The 25,929-nt window shown below is 70.5% G+C and carries 24 protein-coding genes; 7 read left to right on the top strand and 17 right to left on the bottom strand.

All coding sequences use genetic code 11. The features are described 5' to 3' along the window. The first annotated feature begins 7 nt into the window (after nt 1-7). Genes bufB through ACTWJ5_RS15215 form a run of 3 tightly spaced genes read left to right on the top strand, consistent with a single transcriptional unit; the run spans nt 8 to nt 2,074 of the window. Nucleotides 8-841: an MNIO family bufferin maturase gene (bufB, locus tag ACTWJ5_RS15225; protein ID WP_444439328.1), complete on the top strand. Its 834-nt coding sequence runs from the start codon at nt 8-10 to the stop codon at nt 839-841. After that, nucleotides 838-1,596, top strand: a complete 759-nt coding sequence (locus ACTWJ5_RS15220) for an HvfC/BufC family peptide modification chaperone (RefSeq protein WP_444439327.1) — start codon at nt 838-840, stop codon at nt 1,594-1,596. Before bufB ends, ACTWJ5_RS15220 begins: the two co-directional genes overlap by 4 nt. Before the next feature lie 10 nt (nt 1,597-1,606). Beyond that, a complete protein-coding gene (locus ACTWJ5_RS15215; RefSeq protein WP_074982508.1) occupies nt 1,607-2,074 on the top strand; it encodes a DoxX family protein in 468 nt (155 codons plus the stop codon). Between the two features lie 11 nt (nt 2,075-2,085). Here the strand turns inward: ACTWJ5_RS15215 and ACTWJ5_RS15210 are convergent, their stop codons facing one another. The 13 genes from ACTWJ5_RS15210 to ACTWJ5_RS15150 all read right to left on the bottom strand — a co-directional run bounded on the left by ACTWJ5_RS15210 (nt 2,086) and on the right by ACTWJ5_RS15150 (nt 16,863). Beyond that, a complete protein-coding gene (locus tag ACTWJ5_RS15210; RefSeq protein WP_444439326.1) occupies nt 2,086-2,871 on the bottom strand; it encodes a cyclase family protein in 786 nt (261 codons plus the stop codon). Then, complete coding sequence (locus ACTWJ5_RS15205) at nt 2,868-3,851, bottom strand: NAD-dependent epimerase/dehydratase family protein (protein WP_444439325.1); 984 nt, start codon at nt 3,849-3,851, stop codon at nt 2,868-2,870. Before ACTWJ5_RS15205 ends, ACTWJ5_RS15210 begins: the two co-directional genes overlap by 4 nt. Beyond that, complete coding sequence (locus tag ACTWJ5_RS15200; RefSeq protein WP_444439324.1) at nt 3,842-4,834, bottom strand: fumarylacetoacetate hydrolase family protein; 993 nt, start codon at nt 4,832-4,834, stop codon at nt 3,842-3,844. The genes ACTWJ5_RS15205 and ACTWJ5_RS15200 overlap by 10 nt, the downstream gene beginning before the upstream one ends. Beyond that, nucleotides 4,831-5,403 (bottom strand): cupin domain-containing protein, encoded by a 573-nt coding sequence (locus ACTWJ5_RS15195; RefSeq protein WP_444439322.1) that lies wholly within the window; start codon nt 5,401-5,403, stop codon nt 4,831-4,833. Before ACTWJ5_RS15195 ends, ACTWJ5_RS15200 begins: the two co-directional genes overlap by 4 nt. A gap of 11 nt (nt 5,404-5,414) precedes the next feature. Continuing rightward, nucleotides 5,415-6,149 (bottom strand): SDR family NAD(P)-dependent oxidoreductase, encoded by a 735-nt coding sequence (locus tag ACTWJ5_RS15190; RefSeq protein WP_444439320.1) that lies wholly within the window; start codon nt 6,147-6,149, stop codon nt 5,415-5,417. Continuing rightward, nucleotides 6,146-7,336 carry an MFS transporter gene (locus tag ACTWJ5_RS15185; RefSeq protein ID WP_444439318.1) on the bottom strand — a complete coding sequence of 397 codons (1,191 nt, stop codon included), beginning with the start codon at nt 7,334-7,336 and terminating at the stop codon, nt 6,146-6,148. The genes ACTWJ5_RS15190 and ACTWJ5_RS15185 overlap by 4 nt, the downstream gene beginning before the upstream one ends. Before the next feature lie 160 nt (nt 7,337-7,496). Continuing rightward, the gene (locus ACTWJ5_RS15180) at nt 7,497-9,968 is read right to left on the bottom strand and encodes an efflux RND transporter permease subunit (protein ID WP_444439316.1); all 2,472 of its coding nucleotides are present in this window, start codon (nt 9,966-9,968) and stop codon (nt 7,497-7,499) included. A gap of 3 nt (nt 9,969-9,971) precedes the next feature. Continuing rightward, entirely contained in the window at nt 9,972-11,036 is a 1,065-nt protein-coding gene (locus ACTWJ5_RS15175) for a WD40/YVTN/BNR-like repeat-containing protein (RefSeq protein ID WP_444439314.1), read from the bottom strand. 129 nt (nt 11,037-11,165) lie between these two features. Beyond that, nucleotides 11,166-12,533, bottom strand: coding sequence for a DUF1329 domain-containing protein (locus ACTWJ5_RS15170; protein WP_444439312.1), 1,368 nt, complete (start codon nt 12,531-12,533; stop codon nt 11,166-11,168). Between the two features lie 14 nt (nt 12,534-12,547). Beyond that, nucleotides 12,548-14,218 carry a DUF1302 domain-containing protein gene (locus ACTWJ5_RS15165; RefSeq protein WP_444439310.1) on the bottom strand — a complete coding sequence of 557 codons (1,671 nt, stop codon included), beginning with the start codon at nt 14,216-14,218 and terminating at the stop codon, nt 12,548-12,550. Between the two features lie 86 nt (nt 14,219-14,304). Beyond that, on the bottom strand, nt 14,305-15,429 hold the full coding sequence (locus ACTWJ5_RS15160; RefSeq protein WP_444439309.1) for an FAD-dependent oxidoreductase: 1,125 nt from the start codon (nt 15,427-15,429) through the stop codon (nt 14,305-14,307). A gap of 141 nt (nt 15,430-15,570) precedes the next feature. Continuing rightward, on the bottom strand, nt 15,571-15,918 hold the full coding sequence (locus tag ACTWJ5_RS15155; RefSeq protein ID WP_074982528.1) for a Rieske (2Fe-2S) protein: 348 nt from the start codon (nt 15,916-15,918) through the stop codon (nt 15,571-15,573). Between the two features lie 3 nt (nt 15,919-15,921). After that, entirely contained in the window at nt 15,922-16,863 is a 942-nt protein-coding gene (locus tag ACTWJ5_RS15150) for a VOC family protein (protein ID WP_074982529.1), read from the bottom strand. Nucleotides 16,864-17,146: 283 nt separating this feature from the next. Between ACTWJ5_RS15150 and ACTWJ5_RS15145 the strand changes: the two genes are divergently transcribed. Then, nucleotides 17,147-18,085, top strand: a complete 939-nt coding sequence (locus ACTWJ5_RS15145) for a LysR family transcriptional regulator (protein ID WP_074982530.1) — start codon at nt 17,147-17,149, stop codon at nt 18,083-18,085. Nucleotides 18,086-18,266: 181 nt separating this feature from the next. Next, the gene (locus ACTWJ5_RS15140; RefSeq protein WP_444439306.1) at nt 18,267-19,424 is read left to right on the top strand and encodes an alpha/beta hydrolase family protein; all 1,158 of its coding nucleotides are present in this window, start codon (nt 18,267-18,269) and stop codon (nt 19,422-19,424) included. Between the two features lie 689 nt (nt 19,425-20,113). Here the strand turns inward: ACTWJ5_RS15140 and ACTWJ5_RS15135 are convergent. After that, nucleotides 20,114-20,494: a nuclear transport factor 2 family protein gene (locus tag ACTWJ5_RS15135; RefSeq protein WP_261746000.1), complete on the bottom strand. Its 381-nt coding sequence runs from the start codon at nt 20,492-20,494 to the stop codon at nt 20,114-20,116. Between the two features lie 261 nt (nt 20,495-20,755). Between ACTWJ5_RS15135 and ACTWJ5_RS15130 the strand changes: the two genes are divergently transcribed. Both ACTWJ5_RS15130 and ACTWJ5_RS15125 read left to right on the top strand, forming a co-directional pair. Then, nucleotides 20,756-22,099, top strand: coding sequence for an amidohydrolase family protein (locus ACTWJ5_RS15130; protein WP_444439303.1), 1,344 nt, complete (start codon nt 20,756-20,758; stop codon nt 22,097-22,099). Between the two features lie 2 nt (nt 22,100-22,101). Further along, on the top strand, nt 22,102-22,545 hold the full coding sequence (locus ACTWJ5_RS15125) for a GlcG/HbpS family heme-binding protein (protein WP_301501740.1): 444 nt from the start codon (nt 22,102-22,104) through the stop codon (nt 22,543-22,545). Here ACTWJ5_RS15125 and ACTWJ5_RS15120 read toward each other — a convergent pair. The 3 genes from ACTWJ5_RS15120 to ACTWJ5_RS15110 form a co-directional block, all read right to left on the bottom strand. Next, nucleotides 22,536-23,465: a LysR family transcriptional regulator gene (locus tag ACTWJ5_RS15120; protein WP_116426080.1), complete on the bottom strand. Its 930-nt coding sequence runs from the start codon at nt 23,463-23,465 to the stop codon at nt 22,536-22,538. The two genes, ACTWJ5_RS15125 and ACTWJ5_RS15120, sit on opposite strands and share 10 nt — an antisense overlap. 83 nt (nt 23,466-23,548) lie before the next feature. Next, entirely contained in the window at nt 23,549-24,814 is a 1,266-nt protein-coding gene (locus ACTWJ5_RS15115) for an NAD(P)/FAD-dependent oxidoreductase (protein WP_444439301.1), read from the bottom strand. Beyond that, complete coding sequence (locus tag ACTWJ5_RS15110) at nt 24,811-25,902, bottom strand: polyamine ABC transporter substrate-binding protein (protein WP_444439299.1); 1,092 nt, start codon at nt 25,900-25,902, stop codon at nt 24,811-24,813. The genes ACTWJ5_RS15115 and ACTWJ5_RS15110 overlap by 4 nt, the downstream gene beginning before the upstream one ends. Nucleotides 25,903-25,929 lie beyond the last annotated feature (27 nt).

The following is a 25,929-nucleotide window of genomic DNA, read 5'->3' as shown; positions in this document are numbered from 1 at the left end:
GCCGACCATGAACGCCACGCATGAACCGGGCGCCGGCCTGGGCCTGAAGGCCGAGCATTACGCCCAGGCCCTGGAATGCGACGCCGAGGGCCTGTGGTTCGAGGTCCACCCGGAGAACTACATGGTCGGCGGCCCGCGCTGCGCCTGGCTGGAGCGGATCGGCGAACGCCATCCGCTGTCGCTGCACGGGGTCTCGCTGTCCCTGGCGGCGGACGCACTACCCGACGCGGCGCACCTGCAACGTCTGCGCGCGCTCGCCGAGCGCGTGCAGCCGGTGCTGATCTCCGAACACCTGGCCTGGTCGACCTGGCGCGGCCAGTACCTGCCGGACCTGCTGCCCTTCCCGCGCAGCCACGCCGCCCTCGCGCGCATCGCCGAGAACATCCAGCGCACCCAGGACGCCCTGGGCCGGCGCATCGCCATCGAGAACCCCAGCCACTACCTGCGCCTCGACGGCCACGACTGGGACGAGATCGACTTCCTCACCGAACTGGCGCTGCGCACCGGCTGCGGCCTGCTGCTGGACGTCAACAACGTGCATGTCAGCGCCCACAACCTCGGCTTCGACGCAGCGCACTACCTCGACCGTTTTCCCGCCGCGGCGATCCTCGAAATCCACCTCGCCGGGCACAGCCACGACGAAGGCGGCGAACTGCTGATCGACTCCCACGACGCCGCCATCGCCGAACCGGTCTGGGCCCTTTACCAACGCCTGATCCAGCGCATCGGCCCGCGCCCGACCTTGATCGAGCGCGACGACCACATCCCCGCATTCGGCGAATTGCTGGGCGAGCGCGATGTCGCCCAGGCCATCCTCAACCTGGCGCAGGTGCCGGCATGAACAGGTCCCTCGGCGCCTTCCAGGACGCCTTCGTCGACGCCCTCTACCAGCACCCGGCGGGCGAGCTGGCAGCGTTGGTCGCGCAACCGGGCTTCAGCGTCTACCGCAACACCGTGCTCAAGGGCTGCGTCGACGCCCTGTGCGACAACTTCCCCGCCGTCGAGCGCCTGGTCGGCCGCGAGTGGCTGGCCGCCGTCGCGGCGCTGTATGCCCGCGGGACGCCGCCGAACGACGCGCGGCTGGTCTTCTACGGCGAAGGCTTCGCCGACTTCCTCGATGCGTTCGAACCCGCCCGCCAGCTGCCCTACCTGGCCGACGTGGCGCGCCTGGACCGCCTCTGGCTGGAGGCCTTCGCCGCCGAGCAGGAGCCCGCCCTGGCCCTGGCCGAACTGGCCGGCATGACCGCCACCGACCTCGCCCGCTGCCGCCTGCGCCCGCGGAGCAATGTGCGCTGGCGCTGGTTCGCCGGCCAGCCGATCTACAGCCTGTGGCGCTACAACCGCGAGGCGCTGCCCTTGCCGGAGGACATCCCCTGGCACGGCGAAGGCGCCCTGCTGGTGGGCAGCGCCGCGGGCGTCGCCTGGCAGCCGCTGGACCTCGGCGCCTGCGCCTTCCTCGACGCCTGCGCCGCCGGGCACGACCTCGACCGGGCCTCCGCCCTGGCGCTGCAGGCCCAGCCCGACCTGGACTTCACCGCCCTGCTCGGCCGCCTGCTGGCCGCCGCGGCCTTCGCCCCGCTCATCCTGCCCCACTGAGGAACCCGCCATGGACATCACCCACGCCCCATCGACCAACCCCGGCCTGCGCCAGCGCTGGAACCGCCTGGCCGACGCCCTGCAGCGCCTGCTCGGCGAGTCCTTCCTGTGCCTGGTGGCGCGCCTGGGCATCGCCTCGATCTTCTTCCTCTCCGGGCGTACCAAGGTGGAAGGCCTGCTGACCATCACCCCGAGCACCTACGAGCTGTTCCAGAGCGAGTACGCGCTGCCGCTGGTCCCGCCGCACATCGCCGCGCACCTGGCCACCTACGCCGAGCACCTGTTCCCGCTGCTGCTGGTGCTGGGCCTGGGCACCCGCCTCTCGGCCCTGGCCCTGCTGGGCATGACCACGGTGATCGAGGTGTTCGTCTACCCCGACGCCTGGCCCACCCACCTGTCCTGGGCCGGCCTGCTCCTGCTGCTGGTCGCCCGCGGCGGCGGCCGGCTGTCGCTGGACCGCCTGCTGGGCATCCGCTGAGCGGCGCCGCCTCAGCCTTCGAAGATCGCCACGGCGCGGACGAACCCCGCCGAGGCGTGGCGGATCTTGTAGGGGAAGCAGCTGACCAGGAAGCCGTCGGCCGGCAGCTGGTCGAGGTTGGCCAGCTTCTCCATCTGCCCGTAGCCGATGTCGCGGCCGGCCTTGTGGCCTTCCCAGATGAGCGAGGCGTCACCGCTTTCGGCGAAGCGTTCGCGGGTGTACTTGAAGGGCGCGTCCCAGCTCCAGGCGTCGGTGCCCACCACCCGCACGCCGCGCTGCAGCAGGTAGAGCGTGGCCTCGCGGCCCATGCCGACGCCGGCTTCCAGGTAGCCCGGCTGGCCGAACAGGCTGCCGGCACGGGTGTTCACCAGCACGATGTCCAGCGGCTGCAGCGCGTGGCCGATGCGCGCCAGTTCCGCCTCCACCTCGGCCGCCGTCACCACGTGGCCGTCGGGCAAGTGGCGGAAGTCCAGCTTCACCCCCGGTTGCAGGCACCACTCCAGCGGCAGCTCGTCGATGCCGAAGGCCGGCTTGCCGCCGTCGGTGGTGGAGGCATAGTGCCAGGGCGCGTCCATGTGGGTGCCGCTGTGGGTGGTGATCTGCAGGCGCTCGGCGGCCCAGGCCTCGTTGCCCGGCAGGTCCTCCTTGCGCAGGCCGGGGAACATCGCGGCCATTTCCGGCCAGCCCTGCTGGTGGTCCATGTAGTCGATCTTCGGCAGCAACGGCGGCGGGTCGGTATAGGGGTTGTTGTCCAGGCTCACCGAGAGGTCGAGCAGGCGGCGTTTGCTCAGGTTCATGCGGAAACTCCTTTGCGGGCGGCCGCGCGGCTGCGGCGCGGCGCAAGGTCGAGGGCGTTGCGCAGCAGCGCGGCGGCCGAGCCGTCGTGGCGGAAGCCCAGGGCGCGGGCCTGCGGCGTACGCAGCGGCGGGAAGCGGCCGAACAGCGCTTCCAGCTGCGCGTCGGGTTCGAAGGCGATGCGCGCGCGGTTGGCCTCGCCGAAGCCGGCGGCCAGAGCGTCGAGTACCTGGGCGATGGACAGTTGCAGCACCGGCAGTTGCCACACGCGCCGCGCGCCGGGGTTTTCCAGCTCGGCGGCGTGCAGCAGGTTGTCCACGCAGCAGCGCGCCGACATCCACCAGGCCGTGGCCTGGGGCGACACCGGGCAGGTGTAGGTGTCGCCGGCGGCGTAGGCGTGCAACAGGTCGCTCATGAAGGCCGAGCGCAGGCCGTTGGGCTGCCGCGGCCGGGCGACGATGCCGGGCAGGCGCAGGGCGCGGCCGTCCACTTCGCCGCGGCGGGCCAGGTCCTCCAGGGCGGTTTCCACCATCAGCTTGTGCGCGGCGTAGGACAGTTGCGGGTGCGCCGGCTGCGCCTCGTCCATGCGCGCCGGCAACTCGCCGCCGTACACCGCCACGCTGCTGGCGTACACCAACACCGGCGGGCGTTCGCGGTGGCGCAGTTGCTGCAGCAGTTCCAGGCTGGCCTGCAGGTTGACCTCGTAGCCCAGTTCGTACTGCGCCTCGGCAGCGCCACCGGGCACGCTGACCAGGTGGAACACCACGTCGATGCCGTCGGCCAGCACCCGGCGCAGCAGCGCCGGGTCGGTGACGCTGCCGAAGTGGCGGCGCAGGCGGCGGTCGTCCGGCAGGCCGTCCAGTTGCTGGTCGAGCAGCAGCAGCGCGTCCATCCGCCGCCCGCGCAGCTCGCCGCGTTCCAGCAGGCGGCGGACCAGTTCGCGGCCGACGAAACCATTGGCCCCGCTGATCATCACGCGCATGGCCAGCCCCCTTGCACCACGCGCTGGTCGATGGCGCCGAACAGCGCTTCGCCGTCCGCGCCGCGGGCTTCCATGCGCACGCGGTCGCCGAAGCGCATGAAGCCGGTGCGCGGCGCGCCCTGGGCGAGGGTCTCGATGGCGCGGCGCTCGGCGATGCAGGCCGAGCCCACCGCGCGGTCGGCGTTGGACACGGTGCCCGAGCCGATCAGGGTGCCGGCACTCAGCCTGCGCGTCAGGGCCGCATGGGCGATCAACTGGTGGAAACCGAAGTGCATGGCGCCGCCGTAGGGGTGGCCGAACCATTCGCCGTTCCACTCGACGTGCAGCGGCAAGTGCACGCGGCCGTCGCGCCAGGCCGCGCCCAGCTCGTCCGGGGTCACCGCCACCGGGGCGAAGCTGCTGGCGGGCTTGGCCTGGAGGAAGCCGAAGCCGGTCTTCATCTCCCGCGGCGCCAGGGCGCGCAGGCTGACGTCGTTGAGCTGCAGCACCAGGCGCACGTGGGCCAGGGCGGACTCGGCCGGGCAGCCCATGGGCACCGCGTCCACCAGCACGGCGAACTCGCCTTCGAAGTCGATGCCGTGGGCCTCGCTGGGCAGCGGGATGTCCGCCCGCGGGCCGAGGAAGTCGTCGCCAGCGCCCTGGTAGATCAGCGGAATGCTGTCGATGCCGTCGATGGGCTCCAGGTCGAAGGCCTTCTGCATCAGTTCGCCATGACTGAGGAAGCAGGAGCCGTCCAGCCACTGCCAGGCGCGCGGCAGCGGCGCGGCCAGCTGCGCCGGGTCGAGGGTGAAGGCGCCATCCGCCTCGTCGGCGTTCAGGCGCTGGTAGAGGCGCTGCAGGGCGGGTTCGACGGCGGGCCAGTCGTCCAGCGCCGCCTGCAGGGTGGCGGCGATGGCGGCGGCCTCCACCGCCCGCTGCAGGTCGCGGGAGACCACCAGCAGGCGGCCGTCGCGGCTGCCATCGTCGAGGCTGGCGAGCTTCATGGCAGCAGCTCCTTCAGCGCCTCGGCGTAGCGGCCGTCGAGGAGGATGAAGACCATCCGCGCCATCTGCTCGGTGCGGTTGCTCCAGGCATGGTTGGTGCCGCGCTGCACCACGATGTCGCCGCGCTTGAGGTGCACCTCGCCCTCGTCCAGCACCAGCCACACCTCGCCTTCGGTGACGATGCCGTAGTCCAGGGTTTCGGTGCGGTGCATCAGCTTGTGCTTCGACTCGGCCTTGCCGGTGCCGGCATGGGCCTGGCCGATCTCGGCGAAGGCGGCGGCCGCGTCCGCGGCGCTGACCTGGTTCTGCAGGCTGTCCGGCGGGATGTCCACCACGCGGATCACGCTGCCCAGCAGGCCGGGGCTCAGTTGCAGCGGCTGGGCGGTGGGGTCGTCGCCATTGTCCAGCGGCGCCGGGCTGGCGGCGCTGTTCCACACCTCGTAGAACACGGTGCCGGGCACCGCCTTGAGCGGGAAGACGTTGGGCGTCGGGCCGCAGCTGGCGACCACCGCCTGGCCCCGGGCGTCGTGCCCGGTGACTATGCGCTTGAATTCGGGAAGCTGTTGCATGGCATCTCCTTTCAATTGCCGTCGCCGATGGTGGTGCCACCGTCGACGATGAGGTTCTGGCCGCTGATGAAGGCGCCGCCGGGCGCGGCGAGCAGCAGCGCCAGGGCGGCCACCTCCTCGGGGCGGCCGACGCGGCGCAACGGGGTGAGCGCCAGGCGGCGCCGCAGGACTTCGGGGTTGTCGGTGAGCGGACGGGCGAACGCGGTCTGGATCACCCCGGGGCTGATGGCGTTGACGCGGATGTTCGCCGGGCCCCATTCCACCGCCAGGTTGCGCGCCAGCTGGGCCAGGCCGGCCTTGGACAGGCCGTAGAGGCCCAGGCCCTTGTTGCCGCGCACGCCGGCGATGCTGGCCATCAGCACCACGCTGCCGCCGCCGCGCGCGGCCATGGCCGGCAGCAGCGCATTGGTCAGCCAGAGGGCACTGCGCAGGTTGACGGTGAGGGTCAGCTCCCAGTCGGCGTCGCTGGCCGTGGCGAGCGGGCCCATGTGCGGCGCCACGCCGGCGTTGCAGACCAGCGCATCGAGGCCGCCGAGGCGCGCCAGGGCCTGTTCCGCCAGCCTCTGCACGGCTTGCGGGTCGCGCAGGTCGGCGGGCAGCGCGAGGGCCTCGATGCCCTCCTCCGCCAGCTGCGCCACGCTGCGCGCGCAGTCCTCAGCGTTTTCGCGGGCGATGGCCAGGCCGATGCCGCGGGTGGCGCCGGTGATGAGCGCGGTCTTGCCGGCCAGGGAAAAGAGTTCGTTCATAGTGCCTCCACCGCCGGCGCCGGCCGGTCACGGCGCAACAGCACCAGGCACAGCGGGGCCAGGACCAGTTGGCCTATGGCGACCGCCAGCAAGGCCTGGGGCAGCTGCGGGTTGGCGCCGCCAGTGATCGCCAGCACCAGCAGCGGGCTGAGGAATTCGCCGGCGAAGATGGATGCGGTGAAGCCGCCGGTGGCGCGGCCGCGCTGGTGGAAGCCGACCTGCAGCATCACCTGGGTGATCAGCGTCGGCAGCAGCAGGCCCACGCCCAGGCCATTGACCAGCACCGCCAGCACCACAAGCGCGTGGCTGCCGGCCAGGGCCATGAGCGCGCCGCCCAGGCCGGCGGTGGCGAAGCCCAGGGCCAGCAGGCGCCGCGCCGGCAGCGTGGCGAGCAGGCGGAAGGCCAGGGCCCCGGCGAGCACGCCGAGCTGGTTGGCGCCCATGGTCATGCCCACCTGCTGCGGGGCGTCCACATGCAGCAGTTGCAGCAGGTAGCCGGCCTGCACCGGGACGATGAACAGGCTGACGCCGGCCAGCAGGGTCAGCAGGTACAGCGGCGCCAGCGCGGCCCAGGGGAAGCCTTCGGCGTCCGCGCGCAGCGGCCCGGCATGGCGCACCTGCGGTTCCCACAGCAGCGCCGCCATCAGCGGCAGGCACAGCAGGCCCACCACGTAGAGCGCGAAGGGCGTGCGCCAGCCGCTCTCCCCCAGCGCCCCGCCCAGGCCCATGAACAGCGCGGCGGACAACGAGGTGGCGACCATCTGCAGGGCGAACAGGCGTTCGCGGCGCTGGCCGTCGAAGTAGTCGCCCATCAGGGTGGTGCAGCAGGTCATGATGCCCGCCTCGGCCAGGCCGATGCCGGCGCGGCTGGCGACGATCAGCCCCAGCGAGTCGAGCCACAGCGGCAGCACCCCGCACAGGCTGTACAGCAACATGCTGGCCAGCAGAAGCGGGCGCCGCCCGATGCGGTCGGCGAGCAGCCCGGCCAGCGGCGCCAGGAAGGCGATCACCAGCGCTGGCAGGGTCAGGGCGACGGGCACCAGCACGGCGGCGCCGGGGGTTTCGGCGAAATGCGCCTGCATGCGCGGCAGTACCGGTGCGATGAGCACCGCGCCGAGCACCGGCAGGCAGCTGCCGAACAGCAGGAGCAGGGCTTGCGCGGTTCCGGCGGAGCGTGCGGCGGTCATTGCGCACCTCCGCGCCGGAAACCCATGGGGCCGTGGCGATGGGTATCGCTTCGCTCAACCCATCCTACGCAGGTGTTCCTGCCGCACCTGTAGGAGCGGGCCCTGCCCGCGATTCGCGCCCAGGGGGCGCTCCTACATGTGAAGCCGGCATTCGATGGATTCAGGCATGGCATCGGGCGGTCCTCTGGTTGGTATTCGGCTCGCAGCAGTCGCGGTCGTGGTGGACTTCCTCCAGGGGGTGCGCCGGCACGGCGGGCTGCGCCTGGCGCCGGGGCAGCAGGAAGTAGGCCAGCGCCGGCAGCAGGACCAGGGCGCCGACCATGTTCCAGACGAACATGAAGGCCAGCAGCACGCCCATGTCGGCCTGGAACTTGATCGGCGAGAAGATCCAGGTGCCCACGCCGATGGCCAGGGTCACGCCGGTGAGCATCACCACCTTGCCGGTGAACAGCAGCGCCCGGTAATAGGCGCTGGAGAGGCTGGCGCCCTGGCGCAGCTGGGCCAGGACGATGCTCATGACGTACAGCGCGTAGTCCACGCCGATGCCCACGCCCAGGGCGATCACCGGCAGGGTGGCGACCTTCACGCCGATGCCCAGGGCCACCATCAGCGCCTCGCAGAGGATCGAGGTGAGCACCAGCGGCAGCACCGCGCAGAGCACCGCGCGCCAGGAACGGAAGGTCACCAGGCAGAGCAGGATGACCGCGCCGTAGACCCACCAGAGCATGTCGTGGTTGGCCTGCCTGACCACGATGTTGGTGGCTGCCTCGATGCCGGCGCTGCCGGCAGCGAGGAGGAACTTCGCCTGCTCGCTGTCGTTGTCGCGGGCGAAGGCCTGCACGCTGTCGACCACCCGCGCCAGGGTGTCGGCCTTGTGGTCGGTGAGGTAGGCGTACAGCGTCAGCAGGCTGCAGTCGTCGTTGTACAGGCCGCGCGGGGCGTTGGCGGTGACCATGTTCAGGGTGGCCTGGTTGTTCACCAGCTCGTACCACTTCGGGCTGCCCTCGGAGAGGCCCACCAGCACGCGGCGGTTGAGCAGCGCCAGGGAGTTGGTCGAATCCACGCCGGCCAAGCCGCGCAGTTGCCAGTCCAGGTCGTCGACGCGCTTGAGGGTGTCGTAGGCCGAGCAGGCGCCGGCCGGGGTCTGCACCATCACCGCGAACACGTCGCTGCTGGCGCCGTAGTGCTGGGTGACGAAGGCGTTGTCGCGGTTGTAGCGCGAGTCCGCGCGCAGTTCCGGGGCGCCGGCGTCGAGGTCGCCGATCTTCAGGTTGAGGCTCACCGCGTAGCCGCCGGCGGCCAGCAGCGCGGCCACGGCGATGCACGCGGCGGCCCAGCGGCGGCGGGTGAAGAGGTCGAGGAAGCGCCACACGGCGTGCTTGTCCGCCCCGCTTGCTTCGGCCTCCTCCGCGCGCAGGCTGCGCCGCGCGGCTTTCGGGCTGACACCGACGTAGGACAGCAGCACCGGCAGCAGGATCAGGTTGGTGAAGATCAGCACCGCCACGCCCAGGCTGGCGATCATCGCGAGGTCCTGGATGACCTGGATGCGGATGATCATCAGCACGGCGAAGCCCACCGCGTCGCACAGCAGCGCGGTGAGCCCGGCGAGGAACAGCCGGCGGAAGGTGAAGCGCGCGGCGACCAGGCGGTGCATGCCGCGGCCGATGTCCTGCATGATGCCGTTCATCTTCTGTGCGCCATGGCTCATGCCGATGGCGAACACCAGGAAGGGCACCAGCACCGAATATGGGTCCAGTTCGTAGCCCAGCAGCGGCAGCAGGCCGAGCTGCCAGACCACAGCCACCAGCGAGCACAGCACAACCAGCGCCGTGCTGCGCACGCAACGGGTGTACCAGTAGAGCACCGCGGCGGTGATGGCGATGGCGGCGGCGAAGAACAGCAGGATCTGCTTCAGGCCGTCGATCAGGTCGCCCACCACCTTGGCGAAACCGGTGATGTGGATGTCCACGCCCTGGGCCTGGTACTTGCCGCGCAGGGCCTCCAGCTCATGGGCGAAGGTGGTGTAGTCCAGCGCCTGGCCGTCGGGGGTCTTCTCCAGCAGCGGCACGTAGAGGATGCTCGAACGCTGGTCGAAGGCCACCAGTTGGCCGATCTCGTTGGAGCGCTCGACGTTGCGCTTGAGCGCTTCCAGGCTGGCGGCGCCGCCGTCGTAGCCGTCGGGGATCACCGGGCCGCCTTCCAGGCCGTCCTCGGTCACGCCGGTCCAGCGGGTGGACGGCGTCCACAGGGATTTCATCGCTGCGCGGTCCACGCCGGGCAGCAGGTACACCTCGTCGTTGAGCTGCTGCAGCACCTGCAGGTAGTGCTTGTCGTAGATGCTGCCCACGGGGTTGGCCACGGCGATGCGCACGGCGTTGCCCAGGCCGGCCAGCTCCTGGCGGTGGTCCAGGTAGTTGAGGATGAACGGGTGCTCGCGCGGGATCATCTTCTCGAAGCTGGCGTTGAGCGTCAGCCGCGTGGCCTGCCAGCCCAGCAGCAGTGTCGCCGCCAGGCACAGCAGCAGGACCAGGCCGCGGTGGTTGAACAGGGCGCGTTCCAGCAGCGAGCCGGAAGCGCTGTCGAAGTCGTCGAGGCGGCCGCTGGACGGCGCGGGGGAAGTCGGGGCGTGCATGGCTCAGTCCGCTGTGCTGGAGGAGGAAGAAGGCGCCAGGCGGCGCGCGCCGGCCATGCCGACAGCCACCAGGGCGCCGTCGGCGGCGACGGTGGCGGCGCTCAGCGGCAGGCCGTCGGAGACCGGCAGCGGCCTTGCGGCGAACTCGCCCAGGCCGCTGCGCAGGAGCATGCCGGCCTGGTTGGCGAGCAGCAGTTGGCCGCCGGCCACGCGGATGCCGTTGAGCGAGGCCGGGATGGGATTGGCCAGGGCCTGGAAGCTGGCGCCGCCGTCGTCGGAGGCGAACAGCTTGCCGCGCAGGCCGCCCACCAGCAGGCGGCCGCCGGGCAGCACGGCGGCGGCGAAGTAACTGCCCTCGTAGGGGCCCTGCAGCGCCTGGAAGTGTTCGCCGGCGTCGCGCGAGCGCAGCAGCAGGCCCTGTTCGCCGGCGATGTAGAGGTCACTGCCCTGCCCCGCCACGGCGTACAGGTGCAGGCCTTGGGGATTGGGCAGGTGGCCCATCCACGACTGCCAGCTGCGGCCGCCGTCGGTGGTGGCCAGGGCAAGGCCGTAGGCACCGAGCACCAGGCCGTGGCGGGCGTCGCTGAAGTGCAGGGCCAGCAGCGGTTTGTCGGCGCCGTCGGCCACCAGGCGTTGGGCCGCGGCGATGCGGCCGGCATCGGCCGAGGCCTGGGCCGCCTGCAGTTCCAGGGCGGCGGCGCGCCTGCCGTCCAGTTGCAGGTTCCAGTGCTCGCCGCCGTCGTCGCTGTGCAGCACCACGCCGGCATGGCCCACGGCCCAGCCGTTGCGTGCATCGACGAATTGCACCGCGACCAGGCTGGCGCTTACCGGCACCGCGCTCGCTTGGCGCCAGTTGGCGCCGTTGTCGTCGGAGAGCAGTACCACGCCGCGCTCGCCCACCGCCACCAGGCGGTTGCCGGCGCGGGTGACGTCCTGCAGCACCGCGCGCAGGGCCTGGGAGCCTTGCACGGCGGGCTGCGCCAGCACGTCCGGGGTACTTGCCGCGAAGGCCGGCGGCAGGGTGCAGCAGGCCGCCGCCAGGAGCAGGCCGGAAAGCATTTTGTTCATCGCACGCAACCTTGGTTTTTCTTGTAGTCGGGCCTGTCGAGGCCGGGTACAGCGAGGTCTCCCGTAGGAGCGGGCCCTGCCCGCGATTCGCGCGCAGGGCGCGCTCCTACAGGAGCAGGGTGCTAACGCTCAGCGCACGCCCTCGCCCGCCATGGCATCGGCGGTGAACACCGAGTCCTTGTACGGCGGCACGATGCGGTACTGCTCGTTCTTGCCGGCGAACAGGTCGCCGGCGAACCAGGCCCCGGAGAGCAGGTCGTAGAAGCCGTTGGTGAGGGTCACCACGCCGGGCAGGTCGGGCAGCACCACCGGCGAGGTCCAGAGCACCTTGGCCAACTGGCCGCGGGCGTCGTAGCGCTCGCCCAGCACCGCCGCCCAGGTGTCTTCGTCCAGGTAGTAGGTGCTCTTGGGCATCACATGGCGCTGGCCGTTCTTCAGGGTCGCTTCCACCACCCAGACGCGGTGCTTCTCCCAGCGCAGGGCGTCGGACTTCAGGTGGTGCGCATCCAGCAGCGCCTCGGGGCCGGCGGCGCTGAACACCTTGTTGGCGTTGTAGGGGATGTACATCTCCTGCTTGCCCACCAGCTTCCAGTCGAAGCGGTCGATGCGGCCGTTGAACACGTACAGCTCGTCGAAGCTCATGACCCCGGCGGTGGCCGGCGTCGGGGTGTCGCAGCAGGCGTTGGGCAGGCGGCGCACGCGGCGCTGGCCGGGCAGGTAGGTCCACACCGAGGCCTTGTCGGCGTTGAGGTTCTCAAGGCCGGTGATGGCCTCGCCGGCGCGCAGCGGCGGGCCGTCGTTGATCATGCGGACGGACCAGAACACGCCCCTCTCGGCGCTGCCGCCGGGCAGGTACCAGGGCATCTGCAGGTCGGCGCGCGAATCGTTGGTCAGCACGTGCTTGCCGTCGGCAGTGGTCAGGTACTGGGTGAAGTTGACGTGCCAGGACGCCCCGCGCCAGCGCAGCAGGTGGTTCCAGATGGCCTCGGCGCCGCTCTGCGGGATGGGGAACGGGATGCCGCCGGCGGCGCCCTCGGGCATGGGCCCGGCCGGGCCGTCCACCAGCTTGCCGCTGGTGGCGTTGGCGAAGGTGGCGTCGTACACCGACTGCGGCGCGGCGGCGCTGCGGTGCGTCGGGTAGACCTCCAGGCGGTAGCTGTCGGGGTACTTCTTCAGCATCGCCTGCACCCCGGGGGTGAGCTGCCCGGCGTACTGCGCCATGTTCTGCGCGGTGATGGTGAACAGCGGCTTGTCGGCGGCGAAGGGGTCGCCGCGCTTGCCGCCGTCCTTGTAGGCCGGGTCGGCCTGGGTATAGCCGCCGGTCCAGGCCGGGATGCTGCCGTCGGCGTTGCCGGCGCGCTCGCCGCCCAGCGGGGTGAGCGTGCTCTTGAGCTTGCCCGCCTCTTCGGCGGAGACGGCGGCCAGGGCGCCGTGAGCGAACAGCAGGGAGGCACTCAGGGCGGTGAGCAGGGAAACGACTTTCTTGTTGTGTTTCATCGGGCAGTCCTCGGTCAGAAGGTGCGGCTGACGGTGAAGGCGATGAAGTCGCGGTCTTTCAGCGACTGTTCGAAGGTGTAGTGGTTGTCGGCGTCGAGGAAGGTGTTCTGCGGGCCGTAGTAGTGCGTGTAGGTCAGGCCCAGGCTCCAGGTGTTGAGGTAGCTGCCCTTCAGGCCGATGTTGATGTCGCCGCCGTGGTCGGTGCCGAAGCCGGTGCCCAGGGCTTCGGAGGCGCCGTTGGTGTAGCTGGCGCCGAGCGGTACCGAGAGGTCCAGGCCCGGGTAGATCTGCCGGTACATCGGCTCGTAGACCAGGCGCAGGCTGGTGGCGTCGCGGTCGGCATTGGGGTCGATGGCGTCGCGGTTCTTGCTCACGCTCAGCACCCGGTTCCAGGCGATCTCGCCGAGGAAGCTCGACTCGCCGGCGATGAAGTTCGGCTCAAGGCTGGCCAGCCAGGAGAAGTTGGCGTGCAGGGTGCGGCCGGTGGCGTAGAGCGGGTCGTCGCTGTTGTTGATGGCCTCGCCGACGGCCAGGGCGTGCTGGTTGGTGGAGGCCAGCGGCTGGTTCCAGCGGGTGGAGACTTCGCCGGCGACGTTGAAGTTGCCCAGGGTGGTGGAGAAGCTGCCGCCCAGGGCGCTGATGCCTTCGGGGTACACCCAGTAGAACTCGCCGGCCTTGCCGGTGAGCGGGTTGAGGTTGGCGAAGTCGCTGCGCACGTTCAGCTGCGGCGACTTGTCATGGAAGCGGATGGCGTACAGGCCCCAGTCCACCGTCTCGGTGCGCCAGCGCAGTTGTATACCTCCCTGCCCCGAGTCCTTCGCCTCCTTGTCGTTGCCGTGGTAGAAGGCCAGCGGCTGGCCGCCGGGCATCACCGGCGAGCCGATGTACATGCGCTCGGCGCCGTCGCCGAAGAAGTCGTCGGTGGAGAAGTAGCTGCCGGCGGCCGGCAGGCGGTTGGCCTCCCACTCGAACTGGTAGTAGGCGCCGATGGACACGTCCGGGGTCAGCTGCAGCTGGCCGGAGACCTGCTGCACCGGGCGGATCAGTTCCTTGAACTGGGTGTTGGGCACCGACAGGCCCTTGACCACGTCGATCGGCGCCATGCCGCCGGCGATGCCGTTCATGCCGTAGAACAGGCTCTCGCCCCACTGCATGGCGTACTGGCCCAGGCGCCCGGACAGCGGCATGCCGGCCAGTTCGGTCTTGCCGAAGACGAAGGCATCGAGCAGCTCACCCTTGCGCCCATGCAGGGTGCGGGTGTCGTCGGTGAATTCGTCGTAGTCCACCGAATAGGCGTTGGCGCGGCTCGGGTCGTTGGCGTCGGTGCCGCGGTTGTAGACGTCGTCGTACCAGGCCGCGCCGCTGACCCGCGCGCCGACGTCGCCGTAGGTGACGTCCAGCTCGGAGAGCAGGTCCAGGCGGTTGGAGATCAGGCCCTTGCCGAAGTTGCGGTCGCCGTCGTCGAGGTTCAGCGCGGTCTGGCCCTCGCTCAGCTTGCTGCTGGCGTCCTGGGTGCGCCAGGCGGCGCTGTACTTCAGGGTGTTGTCCCAGCGCGCCCGCAGGTCGGGGTTGCCGGTGTCGAATTCGAAGGCCTGGGCCTGGCCGGCGGCCAGGGCCAGCAGCGCCAGGGTGAGGGGCTTGAGCGGCGGCAGCGGCCGCGCGGTTGCACGCTTGTCAGCGGACATCGAGGTCACCTCTTTCTTGTTCTTGTGCGTTGGTGTTGGCGTGGGCCGCGGCGCGCCGGCAAGGCAGGGCGCGCCGGGCCGTGGGGTCAGATGGGCTGCGCGGTGACCTCCAGCATCTGTTTCACCAGGCCGATGCGGTCGAAGGACGGGTCGCGCGCGATTTCCCGCTCCCCGGTCAGCAGGGATTTCTCGCTGATGAACCGGCAGCGCTCGAAGCGCCGCCCCATGAAGCGCTGCAGCTGCTCGGCCAGGCTGCCGCCGGTGGTGAGTTCCTCGGCCAGGACCACCGCGTCCTCGATGGCCATGCCGGCGCCCTGCCCCAGGTGCGGCGTGGTGGCGTGGGCGGCGTCGCCGATCAGCAGTACCCGGCCGCGGTGCCAGGGCTCGTCGACGAACACCGCCTCCAGCGGCTTGTAGACGACCTCGGCGCTGTCGGTTATCTGCTCGCGCAGCTCGCCGACCAGCCCGCCGAAACCGGCCAGGCGCCGGCGCAGGCCCTCGGCCAGGCCGGCCGGGTCCATCCAGGGGTTGCCCGGCTCGTGGGAGGTGGTGAACAGGTACATGAGATCGTCGGCCAGCGGCACCAGGCCGGCGTTGCCCGAGGGGCCCTGGTAGTTGGCCAGGTGGTCGATGCTCGCCACGCGCTTGAAGTTGTGCCGCCACACCGACTGGCCGGTGAAGCGTGGCTGGTACCTGTCGCCGAACAGCAGCCCGCGGACCCGCGAGTACAGCCCGTCGGCGCCCACCAGCAGCTGGTAGCGGCCCTGGCTGCCGTCGCTGAACAGCACGTCGACGCCGCTGGCGTCCTGCTCGAAGCTCTCCACCGAGGTGCCCAGGCGCACGCGGGTGCCCAGCTCGATGGCGGTTTCGCTGAGCACCTTGTGCAGCGCGCGGCGGGAGATGCCGACGTTGGCCGGGTACTGCGGCCCCGCCAGGCGCTGGCCGGGGATGCGCGCCAGCTGCTGGCCGGCGGTGGTGTAGATGGCTACGTCCTCGAAGGCGTAGGCGGCGTCCAGGTAGGCGTCGAGCAGGCCCAGGCGGTGCATCTCGCGCACCACGTTACTCTGCTGGATGATGCCCACGCCGTAGACGGTCCACTCGGTCTTCAATTCGACCAGGTCGACGGCGATGCCCTTGCGGCGCAGGGCGATGGCGGCGCACAGCCCGCCGATGCCGCCGCCGACGATCAGCACGTTGCTCACAGTGTTCATGGCGTCTCTCACGTGTTGTTCTTGTTGTCCGCACCGACTGGCGGTGCGGCCGTTCTCCGTGCCCCGGGGCACAGCTTCCCGGCGGGGCCGGGCCTTGACCAATCGAGTCCGCGGATGCGACCTATCGCGCGGCGCGATACCTCAGCCCCGCAGTTGCGCCAGCGGCAATAGCAGCCAGCCGTCCTTCTCTTCATGCACCAGCGCCGCCAGCGACTGCCCAAGGCACGGGCCGTACACGCATTCGCCGTCGTGCGGGCGGAAGCGCGCGCCGTGGGCGTAGCAGATGACCCACTGGCCATCGGCGCTGAGGAACCTGTCCTTGCGGTACTCCAGGGGCACCTGCAGGTGCGGGCAGCGGTTGCGGTACACGCGCACCTGGCCGCGGTGGCGCAGGGCGAACAGCGCGTCCGTGCCCTCGCCCTGCGGGTCGAAGCCGCGCGCCTGGCCCTCGGCCAGCTCGTCGAGCCGGCACAGCGCCACGCAGGCCACGGCTCAGCCCTGCTTCGGCGGCGGGCCGCTCGGCGCCCAGTTCTCCCGCGAGGTGAAGAGGAACAGCTGCGAGGTGTCCGCCGACATCGGCGCCTGGCGCGCGGCCCAGTCGTCGTCGTGCTTGTCCATGTCGGCGTCGTACTCGATGTGGCAGCCCAGCGGGCTGTTGAAGTACCAGAACCAGTTGGAGCCCAGCAGGTGCCGGCCCGGGCCCCAGAAGCTGGTCCAGCCCTTGCGCTCGAAGCGCCGGCCGGCCAGCAGCACTTCGCTGCCGCTGCCCAGGTGGAAGGTGAAGTGCTCGCAGCCCTGCATGTGCGGCGGCGTCTGGATCATGAACAGGCAGTGGTGGTCGTCCATGCCCGCCGAACGCATGAAGGGGCCGACGCCGACGAAGCTGTCGGTGGTGACGAAGCCCAGTCGGTCGCGGTAGAAGGCCTCGCCCTTGGCGACGTCGGGCGCGAAGTAGACGACGTGGGACAGGGTGCGCGGCAGCGCCGGCATGTCCGGGGTGATGCCCAACTGGTTGAGCGGGCGCTGCGGCGCGCTGCCGGGGGCGTTGGTCAGGTCGGCCGGGGCCTCGAAGGGCCGCCGGCAGCTGACCTGGAAGGCGATGGCGAAGCCCAGGTCGTCGACGCAGTGCAAGGCGCCGGCGGCATCGCGGCGCACCTCGCGGTCGCGCCCCAGTTCGTCGGCGATGGCCTCCAGGTCGGCGGCGCTGGCCACGCCGTAGACGGTCTCGCGCAGCGACGGCGTCGGGCCCAGGGCCGGCGGCAGGCTAGCGTCGTCGCCACGGCGGATGACGATGGCGGTGCCATCGAGGGCTTCGAAGCGCCCGCCGTCGGCGGTGAGTTGCACGGCCGACAGGCCGTAGTCGCGCAGGCAATCGGCACAGGCCTGGATATCGTCGACGCCGAAGACCAGGGCGTCGAGGCCAAGGATGTTCATGGCTACCACTCCATTGAAATTATGATTCGGCGCCGGGCAGGGGGCCGCCGGTGGTGGGTCGCCGCGGCACGGGGGCCGCTCGACTGGAGCGCAGGTTGCTGGGCGGGGCGGCCCCCTGACCAATCGCATGTGGGGATGCGAGACATCGCCGATCGCGATACCTGGGCGCGGGCCCATGGCGGTGGGCGTTTGCCGCCCACTCATGACGAGGCGCTATTGACGTATCGGGAACGCGGCGGGAAGGTATCGCGAAAATAACTACAACAAGCCTGAGCCATCTGCCATGCGATTCCATCACCTGGACCTGAACCTCCTGGTGGCGCTGGATGTGCTGCTGGAAGAGCAGAACATCACCCGCGCCGCCGAACGCCTGCACATGACGCAGTCGGCCACCAGCGGCGTGCTCGGCCGCCTGCGCGCCTTCTTCGAGGACGAGCTGCTGGTGCAGGTCGGCCGCAAGATGCAGCCAACGCCCTATGCCCTGGAACTGGCGGGACCCGTGCGCGAGGTGCTGCTGACCATCCGCTCCTCGATCACCGCCAAGCCGGTGTTCGACCCGGCCAGCAGCAAGCGCCACTTCCGCCTGGTGACCTCGGACTACCTGATCAGCGTGCTCTTCGCCCAGGTGATCCAGAAGATCCACCAGCAGGCCCCGCACATCACCTTCGAGATGCTCAGCCCCGGCGACAACAGCGCCGAGCTGCTGATGCGCGGCGAGGTGGACATGATGATCGTGCCCGAGCGCTACATCATCGACGGCCACCCGGCGCAACTGCTGTTCGAGGAGGACCACGTCTGCGTGGTCTGGCGCGACAACCCCGTGGTGGGCGAGAGCCTGACCCTGGAGCAGTACATGCAGATGGGCCACATCTCGGTGGGCTTCGGGCGCAACCGGCACCTGAGCATCGAGGACTGGTTCATGAGCCAGTACGGCTTCAACCGCCGCCTGGAAGTGATCACCAACGACTTCAACACCCTGCCCCAGCTGCTGGTCGGCACCCAGCGCGTGGCCACCATGCACCGCCGCCTGGCCGAGCTGTACGCGCGCTACCTGCCGCTGCGCATCCTGCCGCCGCCGGTGAAGATCCCGGTGATGCGCGAGTACATGCTCTGGCACCGCAGCATGGAGGGCGACCCCATGCACCGCTGGCTGCGCGAGCGCATCCACGACTTCATCCAGAGCCTCGACCAGCAGCCCGAAGCCCTGCGCCACGCCGGCTGAGCCCGCCCATCGCCCCGGCCGCCGGCATGGAGCCGGGGCATCGCGTTTGGCGATACCTCGCATCCCCACTCGCGATTGGCGCGCCGCCGCCCCGCCTGCGTACCTTGCCGTCGAACCGCGCCCTGCGTGCCTGCCGCCATTCCCGGGCGCCGGATACATCGACCGCAGAAGGACAACAAGAATGTTCCGCTACTTCCCCACCAATTACGTCTGGAACCTCTCGGTGGACCTGGCCATCGAGATGGGCGCCCGCCTGGGCGAGATCGAGGAAATGTGCGCCCCGCTGCAGGAGGCCGCGAAGCAGCCCGACGCCGCCGGCACCCAGGCCTTCCGCGAGACCTGGTCGAAGATGGCCGACAAGCTCTGCGGCCTGGCCGAGGAAGACGAGGCCGCCGGCCGCCTGCTCTCCGCCGGCGAGAAGTACAACCGCGCCGCCACCTACTACCTCACCTGCGAACGCCTGCAGGCCCACGGCGCGCCGGGCCGCGAGGCGCTGTACCAGCGCTTCCTGCAGACCTTCGCCCGCGGCATCGCGCTGGCGAAGGAGAACTGCGAGCGCGTGGAGATCCCCTACGAGGGCAAGCACATCGCCGGCCTGTACGTGCGCGCCGAGGGCGTCGCAGGCCCGGCGCCGCTGCTGGTGCAGGTCAACGGCCTGGATTCGACCAAGGAAATGAAATACCGCGTCGGCCTGCCGGCCTGGCTGGCGAAACGCGGCGTGGCCTCGCTGATCATCGACCAGCCCGGCACCGGCGAGGCCCTGCGCCTGCACGGCCTGACCGCGCGCTACGACAGCGAGCACTGGGCCAGCCGCGTGTTCGACTGGCTGGAAACCCGCGAGGACGTCGACGCCAAGCGCATCGGCCTGGAAGGCGTGTCCCTGGGCGGCTACTACTGCCCGCGCGCGGTGGCCTTCGAACCGCGCTTCGCCTGCGGCGTGGCCTGGGGCGCCAACCACGACTGGCGCGACGTGCAGAAACGCCGCCTGGAGAAGGAAGGCGACTTCCCGGTGCCGCACTACTGGGCCCACGTGCGCTGGGTATGGGGCGCCAGGGACATGGACGAGTTCATGCGCATCGCCGAGAACGTCCACCTCGACGGCGTGCTCGAGCGCATCCGCGTGCCCTTCCTGGTCACCCACGGCGAGAAGGACTCGCAGATCCCGCTGAAATGGGCGCACCGCACCTACGAGCAACTGGTGAACAGCCCGAAACGCGAGCTGAAGATCTTCACCGAACGCGAAGGCGGGGTGCAGCATTCGAGCTTCGACAACAGCATCAATGCCGGGCAGTACATAGCGGACTGGGTGGCGGAGACGCTGGGTGGGCGTACGGCCTGAGGGTTTGCCGCGCCAACTTCGGCGAAGCGCTTTCGTGGGATGGGAGGCGATGGTGCCGGACCTGAGAGCACCCTCTCCCTAACCCTCTCCCTGAAGGGAGAGGGGACCGTTGGGCAGGGTAGGATGTTCTGGAGTTAGCCGGCTAGCACGGAGATTGCCATCTGGAACCCGGCCTCCTCTCGGCAGAGTTAGCCGGCCTGCACAGGGATTGCCATCTGGAACCAGACCTACTCTCGGCACGGACAGCCCTCTCTCCCGCTTGCGGGAGAGAGGGCGTTGGCCAGGGTTGGATGCTCTGGAATTAGCCGGCTAGCACGGAGATTGCCGTCTGGAACCAGACCTACTCTCGGCACGGACGCCCCTCTCTCCCGCTTGCAGGAGAGAGGGCCGTTGGGCAGGGTTGGATGTTCTGGAGTTAGCCGGCTAGCACAGAGATTGCCGTCTGGAACCAGACCTCCTCTCGGCACGGACAGCCCCCTCTCCCGCTTGCGGGAGAGGGTTGGGGAGAGGGGCTCTTCGCTCTGGAAGCAGACGCGGAATCGGCGGATAACGCCTGGGCGTTATCCGCCCTACGATCCCGCCATCCGGCAACCTGTAGGAGCGGGCCCTGCCCGCGATTTCGCGCGCAGGGCGCGCTCCTACAGGGAAATGGCGTGGGCGGGGCGGCGTAGGAGCGACAGCCCTTAGTCCTACGCCGGCACCCGCGTCCCATGGAACGACGCGATCCGCCAGCCCTCCCCGCCCTTCACCCACAGCTGCGTGGCGAAGCCCTCGGCACGCACCGGCTCGCCGCCACCACGCTTCTGCAGCAGGTTGCACTGCGGCCCACTCATCAGCGCCAGGCCATCGCCGAACAGGCGCACCTGCAGTTCGCCGCGCTCCACCGCCAGATAGCGCACGGCGTGGCGGGCGTAGTCCAGATACTGCGCCTTGTCCTGCACCAGACCCGTGGTGTGCACGTACAGCAGGTCGTCGGCGAACAACCGCTCCAGGCCGGCGTGGTCCTCTTCCACCAGCGCGCGCTGGCGTTCCCGCTCCAGGGCCAGCAGTTCGCTACGGATATCGTTCATCGGGTTTCCCTCTTGGTTTGATGGCGGCGGCATCCTCGCCCCGGCCGCCCCGGCGGGAAAAATCGCCATTGGCCATGCCTGCCATCGCCACTGCCGATACCTGCCGGCGGGCGCTTGCCCTCCTTCCCCAGCCCAGGCACCACAGGGCCTGCGCCACGTATCGACACCATCGATGACCGGACATCGACAGCATCTGTTGGTCAGCCGGGCCGGCGCCGCCCTAGCCTGCCGGCACAACAAGAAGCCGAGGAGAAACCGCCCATGGGCGCCCTGCACCTGCACTGCTCCACCCTGTTCGACGGCACCGGCCTGGAGGCCCGCCACGCCCAGACGCTGATCATCGACAACGGCCTGATCCGCCATGTCGGCCCAACCGCCCAGGCCCCGCGGCCGCAGCCGGGCGACCGCGAGGAACGCGCCGCCTTCGTCATGCCCGGGCTGGTGGACGTGCACACCCACCTGGCCTTCGGCAACGCCCAGAGCGAGGAAGACATCGATATCTGGACCAGCGACGAATTCCGCGCCCTGCGCGGGCTGTTCTTCGCCCAGCACGTGCTCGCCGCCGGCGTCACCTCCATGGTCTGCCCCGGCGACAGCGGCCAGCTCAGCATCGCCGTGCGCAACACGGTCAACGCCGGGCTGTTCGAGGGCCCGCGCATCGCCGCCAGCAGCCGCGTGATCACCAACCGGCAGAGCCTCAACGACTGGTTCCCCAGCCGCGTCGGCGCGCCGGAATACTTCACCGCCGCCCTGGTCACCAGCCGCACCGAGGCCATCGCCGAAATCCGCAGGCAGGCCAAGGACGGCGTCGACCTGATCAAGATCGCCATGGACGGCACCCACCGCCGGCCCAACGGCGAGATCATCGCCGCCTTCACCGCCGACGAGACCCGCGAAATGGTCGAGGAAGCCCACCGCCTGGGCTGCCGGGTGGCCACCCACGCCTACGGCCGCGAGGCGGTGATGTACGCCGCCAGGGCCGGGGTGGACCTGGTGTTCCATGCCTTCTACATGGACGACGCCTGCATCGAGGCGCTGCTGGAGGCCGGCAGCGTGCTGGCCCCGACCATGACCTTCCCGCAGAACACCGTGGACTTCTGCCAGCCCCACGACCCGGCCATAGCCACCGGCTACGCCGGCTACTGCGCACGCACCCTGGAGCTGGGCACCCCGGTGCTCAAGCGCGCCAAGGCCGCCGGCATCCCCTTCGCCTGCGGCAGCGACAGCGGTTTCGCGGTCACTCCCTACGGCGAATGGCATGCCCGCGAGCTGGAACTGCTGGTCACCCGCCTGGGCTTCACCCCGGCCGAGGCGCTGTATGCCGCCACCAACGTCGGCGCCCGGCTGATGCCGCGCGGCGAGACGCTGGGCACGCTGGAAGCGGGCAAGCAGGCCGACCTGCTGCTGCTCGACGGCTCGCCCCTGGACGACATCCGCATCCTCCAGGACCGCCAGCGCCTGCAGGCCGTGTACAAGGCCGGCGAACCGGTGCGCCTGCAGCGCACGGCGTACAACCCCAAGCAGGTGTCGGACTTCAACTCGCTGAAATGGACCGACCTCTACACCCGCGACCGCGTCGCCCAACTCGGCAAATGGAGCCTGTGAGCATGACCACACTCGACTTCGAACGCGCCGCGCAGCTGGCCGCCGCCACCCTGCGCCATGCCCGTGCGCTGGGCCTGCGCCCGCTGGCCGCCGCGGTGCTGGACGCCGCCGGCCACCCGCTGGCAGTGCTGCGCGACGAGCAGGCCAGCTTCCTGCGCCCGCAGATCGCCAGCGGCAAGGCCCGCGGCTGCCTGGGCATGGGTTTTGGCGGCCGCGAACTGGCGCGCCGCGCCCAGGCCATGCCGGCGTTCTTCGATGCGATCAACAGCCTGACCGGCGGCGAGGTGATCCCGGTGCCCGGCGGCATCCTGCTGCGCGACGAGGCCGGCAACCTGCTCGGCGCTATCGGCGTGAGCGGCGACACGTCCGACAACGACGAACGCTGCGCCCTGCTGGCCATCGAGGAACTGGGCCTGCACGGCGACACTGGCGACGCTCAGGCCTGATCCAGCCGCGCGGCCTGCTCCGCCAGCAATCCGCGGAGCCAGGCCAGCGCCGGGTCCAGGTCCTGCTGCGGGTGCCACTGCAACAGCTGCGGCGCCGCCGGGAAGGCCAGCGGCGCCGGCAGCACGCGCAGCGGGTAGCGCCGCGCCAGGGCCTGCGCCTGGCGGCGAAACAGCGTGGCCACCCGCGGCGTGCCGACGATAAACTCGGCCATCAGCGCGAAGCTCTGCACCGCCACCGCCACGCGCCGTTCGATGCCCAGCTCGCGCAGGTGCAGCGCGTCCATGGCCAGGTTCTGGCCGTCGGCGAACTCGCGCAGCACGTGCTCGGCGGCGCAATAGTCGGCCAGGCTCAGGCCCTCGGCGAAGGCCGGATGCCCGGCGCAGACGATGCAGCACAGCTCGTCGCTGAGCAGCGGCATCTGCGGATAACGGGCATTCACCCGGCGCTGCGGCACTATCACCAGGTCGCTGCGGCGGTACTCCAGGGCTTCGGCGACCACGTCGCCATCGCGCGGCAGCGGCAGGTCACGCACCACCAGCGAGGCCCCCGGCGCCAGCCGCGACAGCTCGCGGCTGGCCGCCGGCAACAGGGTCGCCGCCACGTAGTCGGAGGCCACCAGGGTGAAGCGCCGATCGCAACGCGAAGGGTCGAACACCACCGCCGCATCCACCACCTCGCCGGCCAGGGCCAGCGCCTCGCGCACCTTCGGCAGCAACTGGCGGCCCAGGGCGCTGGGCACCAGGCGCCGCCCCACCGGCAGCAGCAGCGGGTCGTTGAAATGCTCGCGCAGGCGCGCCAGCGCCGCGCTGGTGGCCGACTGGCCCAGGTGGAGGCGTTCGGCGGCCCGGCTGACGCTGCACTCGTCGAGCAGCGCGGCCAGGGCCACCAACAGGTTGAGGTCGAGGCGACGGTAGCGCATGGGCGCTTTATACCCCGCGCGCCGCCGGCGACGGAGCGCGTTTGCCGCTGGCAGGTATCGCGCCGGGCGATACCTGTCAGCGCCTACCCTGCGAAACGCCGCGCCAGGAAGGGCTCCAGCGGCACCGACGGCGCCAGGTCCGAGGCCTGTTCGGCCAGCAGTTGGCCGGTGATGGCGCCCAAGGTCAGGCCGATATGGCCGTGGCCGAAGTTGTAGAACACCTGGGGCAGGCGCCGGGCCGGGCCGAGCACCGGCTTGCTGTCCGGCAGCGAGGAGCGGAAGCCCATCCAGCGCGACGCCGGCTCGTGCTGCAGGCGCAGGAAGCGCCGCGCGCCGCGGACCAGGTAGCGGTAGCGGGCCTCGGCGGGCAGCGCCTCCAGCCCGGCGAATTCCACCGTGCCGGCCACCCGCAGGCCCTGAGCCATGGGCGTCATGTAGAAACCGCCGGCGGCCCAGCAGACCGGGCGGTTGAGCACTTCGCCGGCGTGGTCGAAGAGCACGTGGTAGCCGCGCTCGGTGTCCTGCGGCACGGCATCGCCCAGTTGCTGCGTGAGGTGCCGTGACCAGGCGCCGGTGCACAGCGCCACCCGCGCTGCAACGATCCGCTCGCCGCTGCTCAGGTGGGCCTGCACGGCATCACCACCCTCGCCCGCCGGCTCGATGCCCAGCAGCTCACCGCGGCGGAAGCGGCCGCCCAGGGCCAGGAAGCGTTCGAACAGGCGCCGGCTGAGGGCGTAGGGGTCGAGCGTGCGGCTCACCCCGGGCAGCTCCACCGCGCAGGCGGCGCGGGCGTTGAGCGCCGGCTCCAGTTCGCGCAGTTCCGGGCCCTCCACCAGGCGGATGGGCACCTCGAAGCACCGGTGGTAGTCGACCATCTCCAGCGCCGCCTGGCGCTCGTGGGCCTCGAAGATGTACAGCGAGCCGTCGTGGCGCACCAGGTCGTTGGCCTGCGCATCGTCCAGCAGCACCTGCCAGGCGGCCATGCACGGCCGCAGCAGGCTGTTCAGGTCATGGCCGATGGCTTCCACCCGCTGCCGCCGCGATTCGGCGAGGAAGCGCCACAGCCAGGGGGCGATGCGCGGCAGGTAGGCCGGGCGGATCGCCAGCGGGCTGTCCGGGCGCAGCAGCATCCCCGGCGCCTTGCGCCAGATGCCGGGGGTGGCCACCGGCTCCACGGAATAGGTGGCGAAGGTGCAGGCGTTGCCGAACGAGGTGGCCAGGCCCGGGGGGTTGCGGTCCAGCAGGCTCACCGCCCAGCCCCGGCGCTGCAGGCACAGGGCGGTGGCCAGGCCGACCACGCCGGCGCCGACCACCAGGGCGTTCCCTCGAAGGCTGTCGGGCCGGCTCATGTGCCGCTCTTCACGCGGGTCCACAGGCGGGTGTTCAGGCGCATGCCGGCCGGGGACAGGGTGCGGATCGGGAACAGGCTGTCGAGCACTTCCTGCGGCGGGTAGACCGCGGGGTTCTCACGCAAGGCCGGGGTCACGTATTGCAGCGCCGCGGCGTTGCCGTTGGGATACTGCACGGCGTTGCTGATGTCGGCGATCACCTTGGGTTCGAGCAGGTAGTTCAGGTAGGCGTAGGCGCTGTCCAGGTGCGGCGCATTCTTCGGGATGACCACGGTGTCCACCGCGATGGTGGTGCCCTCGCGGGGCAGGCTGAAGCCGATCTTCACGCCGTTGCCGGCCTGCTGCGCGGTGCTCATGGCCTGCAGCACGTCGCCGCTGAAGCCTACGGCCACGCAGATGTTGCCGTTGGCCAGGTCGCTGACGTACTTGGACTGGTGGAAGTAGCGGATCGACGGGCTGATGGCGCGCAGCGCGGCCTCGGCCTTGGCGAAGTCGGCGGGCTTCTCGCTGGCGGGGTCCAGGCCGAGCACGCGCAGGGTGATGGGCACCATCTGCGTGGAGTTGTCGATCACCGCCACGCCGCACTGGGCGAGCTTGGCGATGTTCTGCGGGTCGAACAGCAGTTGCCAGCTACGAGTGACGTCGGTGTTGCCGAAGATGGCGCGGATCTTCTCCTCGTTGTAGCCGATGCCCACGGTCACCCAGAGATAGGGCACGGCGTAGCGGTTGCCCGGGTCGCTGGCCTCGAGGACCTTCATCAGCTTGGGATCGAGGTTGTGCCAGTTGGGCAGCTTGGCGCGGTCCAGTTCCTGGATGGCGCCGGCCTTGATCAGCCGCGGCAGGAAGTGGTTGGACGGGCTGGCCAGGTCGTAGCCGCTGGCGCCGGTCATCAGCTTGGCCTCGGTGGTCTCGTTGCTGTCGACCAGGTCGTAGGTGGTCTGGATGCCGGTCTGGCGGGTGAAGTTGGCCAGGGTGTCGTCGGCGATGTAGCCGCTCCAGTTGGCGATGGTGACGGTCGGCGCCGCCTGCGCGGTGCCGGCCAGCAGCGCCAGCGCCAGGCCGGCCAGGTGCGAGTGTCGTAGGTTCATGCTGCCCTCGTTTGTTGTTCTGGATGG

Source organism: Pseudomonas sp. A6 (assembly GCF_052367875.1).
GTDB lineage: Bacteria > Pseudomonadota > Gammaproteobacteria > Pseudomonadales > Pseudomonadaceae > Pseudomonas > Pseudomonas citronellolis.
Note: the sequence above shows the minus strand (reverse complement) of the source record. Positions and strands in the feature narration are given on the sequence as shown.

Bases quoted from the DNA above. Each gene is read 5' to 3' on its own strand.
- bufB (WP_444439328.1), top strand. From the start codon at position 8: ATGAACGCCACGCATGAACCGGGCGCCGGCCTGGGCCTGAAGGCCGAG.
- ACTWJ5_RS15220 (WP_444439327.1), top strand. From the start codon at position 838: ATGAACAGGTCCCTCGGCGCCTTCCAGGACGCCTTCGTCGACGCCCTC.
- ACTWJ5_RS15215 (WP_074982508.1), top strand. From the start codon at position 1,607: ATGGACATCACCCACGCCCCATCGACCAACCCCGGCCTGCGCCAGCGC.
- ACTWJ5_RS15210 (WP_444439326.1), bottom strand. From the start codon at position 2,871: ATGAACCTGAGCAAACGCCGCCTGCTCGACCTCTCGGTGAGCCTGGAC.
- ACTWJ5_RS15205 (WP_444439325.1), bottom strand. From the start codon at position 3,851: ATGCGCGTGATGATCAGCGGGGCCAATGGTTTCGTCGGCCGCGAACTG.
- ACTWJ5_RS15200 (WP_444439324.1), bottom strand. From the start codon at position 4,834: ATGAAGCTCGCCAGCCTCGACGATGGCAGCCGCGACGGCCGCCTGCTG.
- ACTWJ5_RS15195 (WP_444439322.1), bottom strand. From the start codon at position 5,403: ATGCAACAGCTTCCCGAATTCAAGCGCATAGTCACCGGGCACGACGCC.
- ACTWJ5_RS15190 (WP_444439320.1), bottom strand. From the start codon at position 6,149: ATGAACGAACTCTTTTCCCTGGCCGGCAAGACCGCGCTCATCACCGGC.
- ACTWJ5_RS15185 (WP_444439318.1), bottom strand. From the start codon at position 7,336: ATGACCGCCGCACGCTCCGCCGGAACCGCGCAAGCCCTGCTCCTGCTG.
- ACTWJ5_RS15180 (WP_444439316.1), bottom strand. From the start codon at position 9,968: ATGCACGCCCCGACTTCCCCCGCGCCGTCCAGCGGCCGCCTCGACGAC.
- ACTWJ5_RS15175 (WP_444439314.1), bottom strand. From the start codon at position 11,036: ATGAACAAAATGCTTTCCGGCCTGCTCCTGGCGGCGGCCTGCTGCACC.
- ACTWJ5_RS15170 (WP_444439312.1), bottom strand. From the start codon at position 12,533: ATGAAACACAACAAGAAAGTCGTTTCCCTGCTCACCGCCCTGAGTGCC.
- ACTWJ5_RS15165 (WP_444439310.1), bottom strand. From the start codon at position 14,218: ATGTCCGCTGACAAGCGTGCAACCGCGCGGCCGCTGCCGCCGCTCAAG.
- ACTWJ5_RS15160 (WP_444439309.1), bottom strand. From the start codon at position 15,429: ATGAACACTGTGAGCAACGTGCTGATCGTCGGCGGCGGCATCGGCGGG.
- ACTWJ5_RS15150 (WP_074982529.1), bottom strand. From the start codon at position 16,863: ATGAACATCCTTGGCCTCGACGCCCTGGTCTTCGGCGTCGACGATATC.
- ACTWJ5_RS15145 (WP_074982530.1), top strand. From the start codon at position 17,147: ATGCGATTCCATCACCTGGACCTGAACCTCCTGGTGGCGCTGGATGTG.
- ACTWJ5_RS15140 (WP_444439306.1), top strand. From the start codon at position 18,267: ATGTTCCGCTACTTCCCCACCAATTACGTCTGGAACCTCTCGGTGGAC.
- ACTWJ5_RS15135 (WP_261746000.1), bottom strand. From the start codon at position 20,494: ATGAACGATATCCGTAGCGAACTGCTGGCCCTGGAGCGGGAACGCCAG.
- ACTWJ5_RS15130 (WP_444439303.1), top strand. From the start codon at position 20,756: ATGGGCGCCCTGCACCTGCACTGCTCCACCCTGTTCGACGGCACCGGC.
- ACTWJ5_RS15125 (WP_301501740.1), top strand. From the start codon at position 22,102: ATGACCACACTCGACTTCGAACGCGCCGCGCAGCTGGCCGCCGCCACC.
- ACTWJ5_RS15120 (WP_116426080.1), bottom strand. From the start codon at position 23,465: ATGCGCTACCGTCGCCTCGACCTCAACCTGTTGGTGGCCCTGGCCGCG.
- ACTWJ5_RS15115 (WP_444439301.1), bottom strand. From the start codon at position 24,814: ATGAGCCGGCCCGACAGCCTTCGAGGGAACGCCCTGGTGGTCGGCGCC.
- ACTWJ5_RS15110 (WP_444439299.1), bottom strand. From the start codon at position 25,902: ATGAACCTACGACACTCGCACCTGGCCGGCCTGGCGCTGGCGCTGCTG.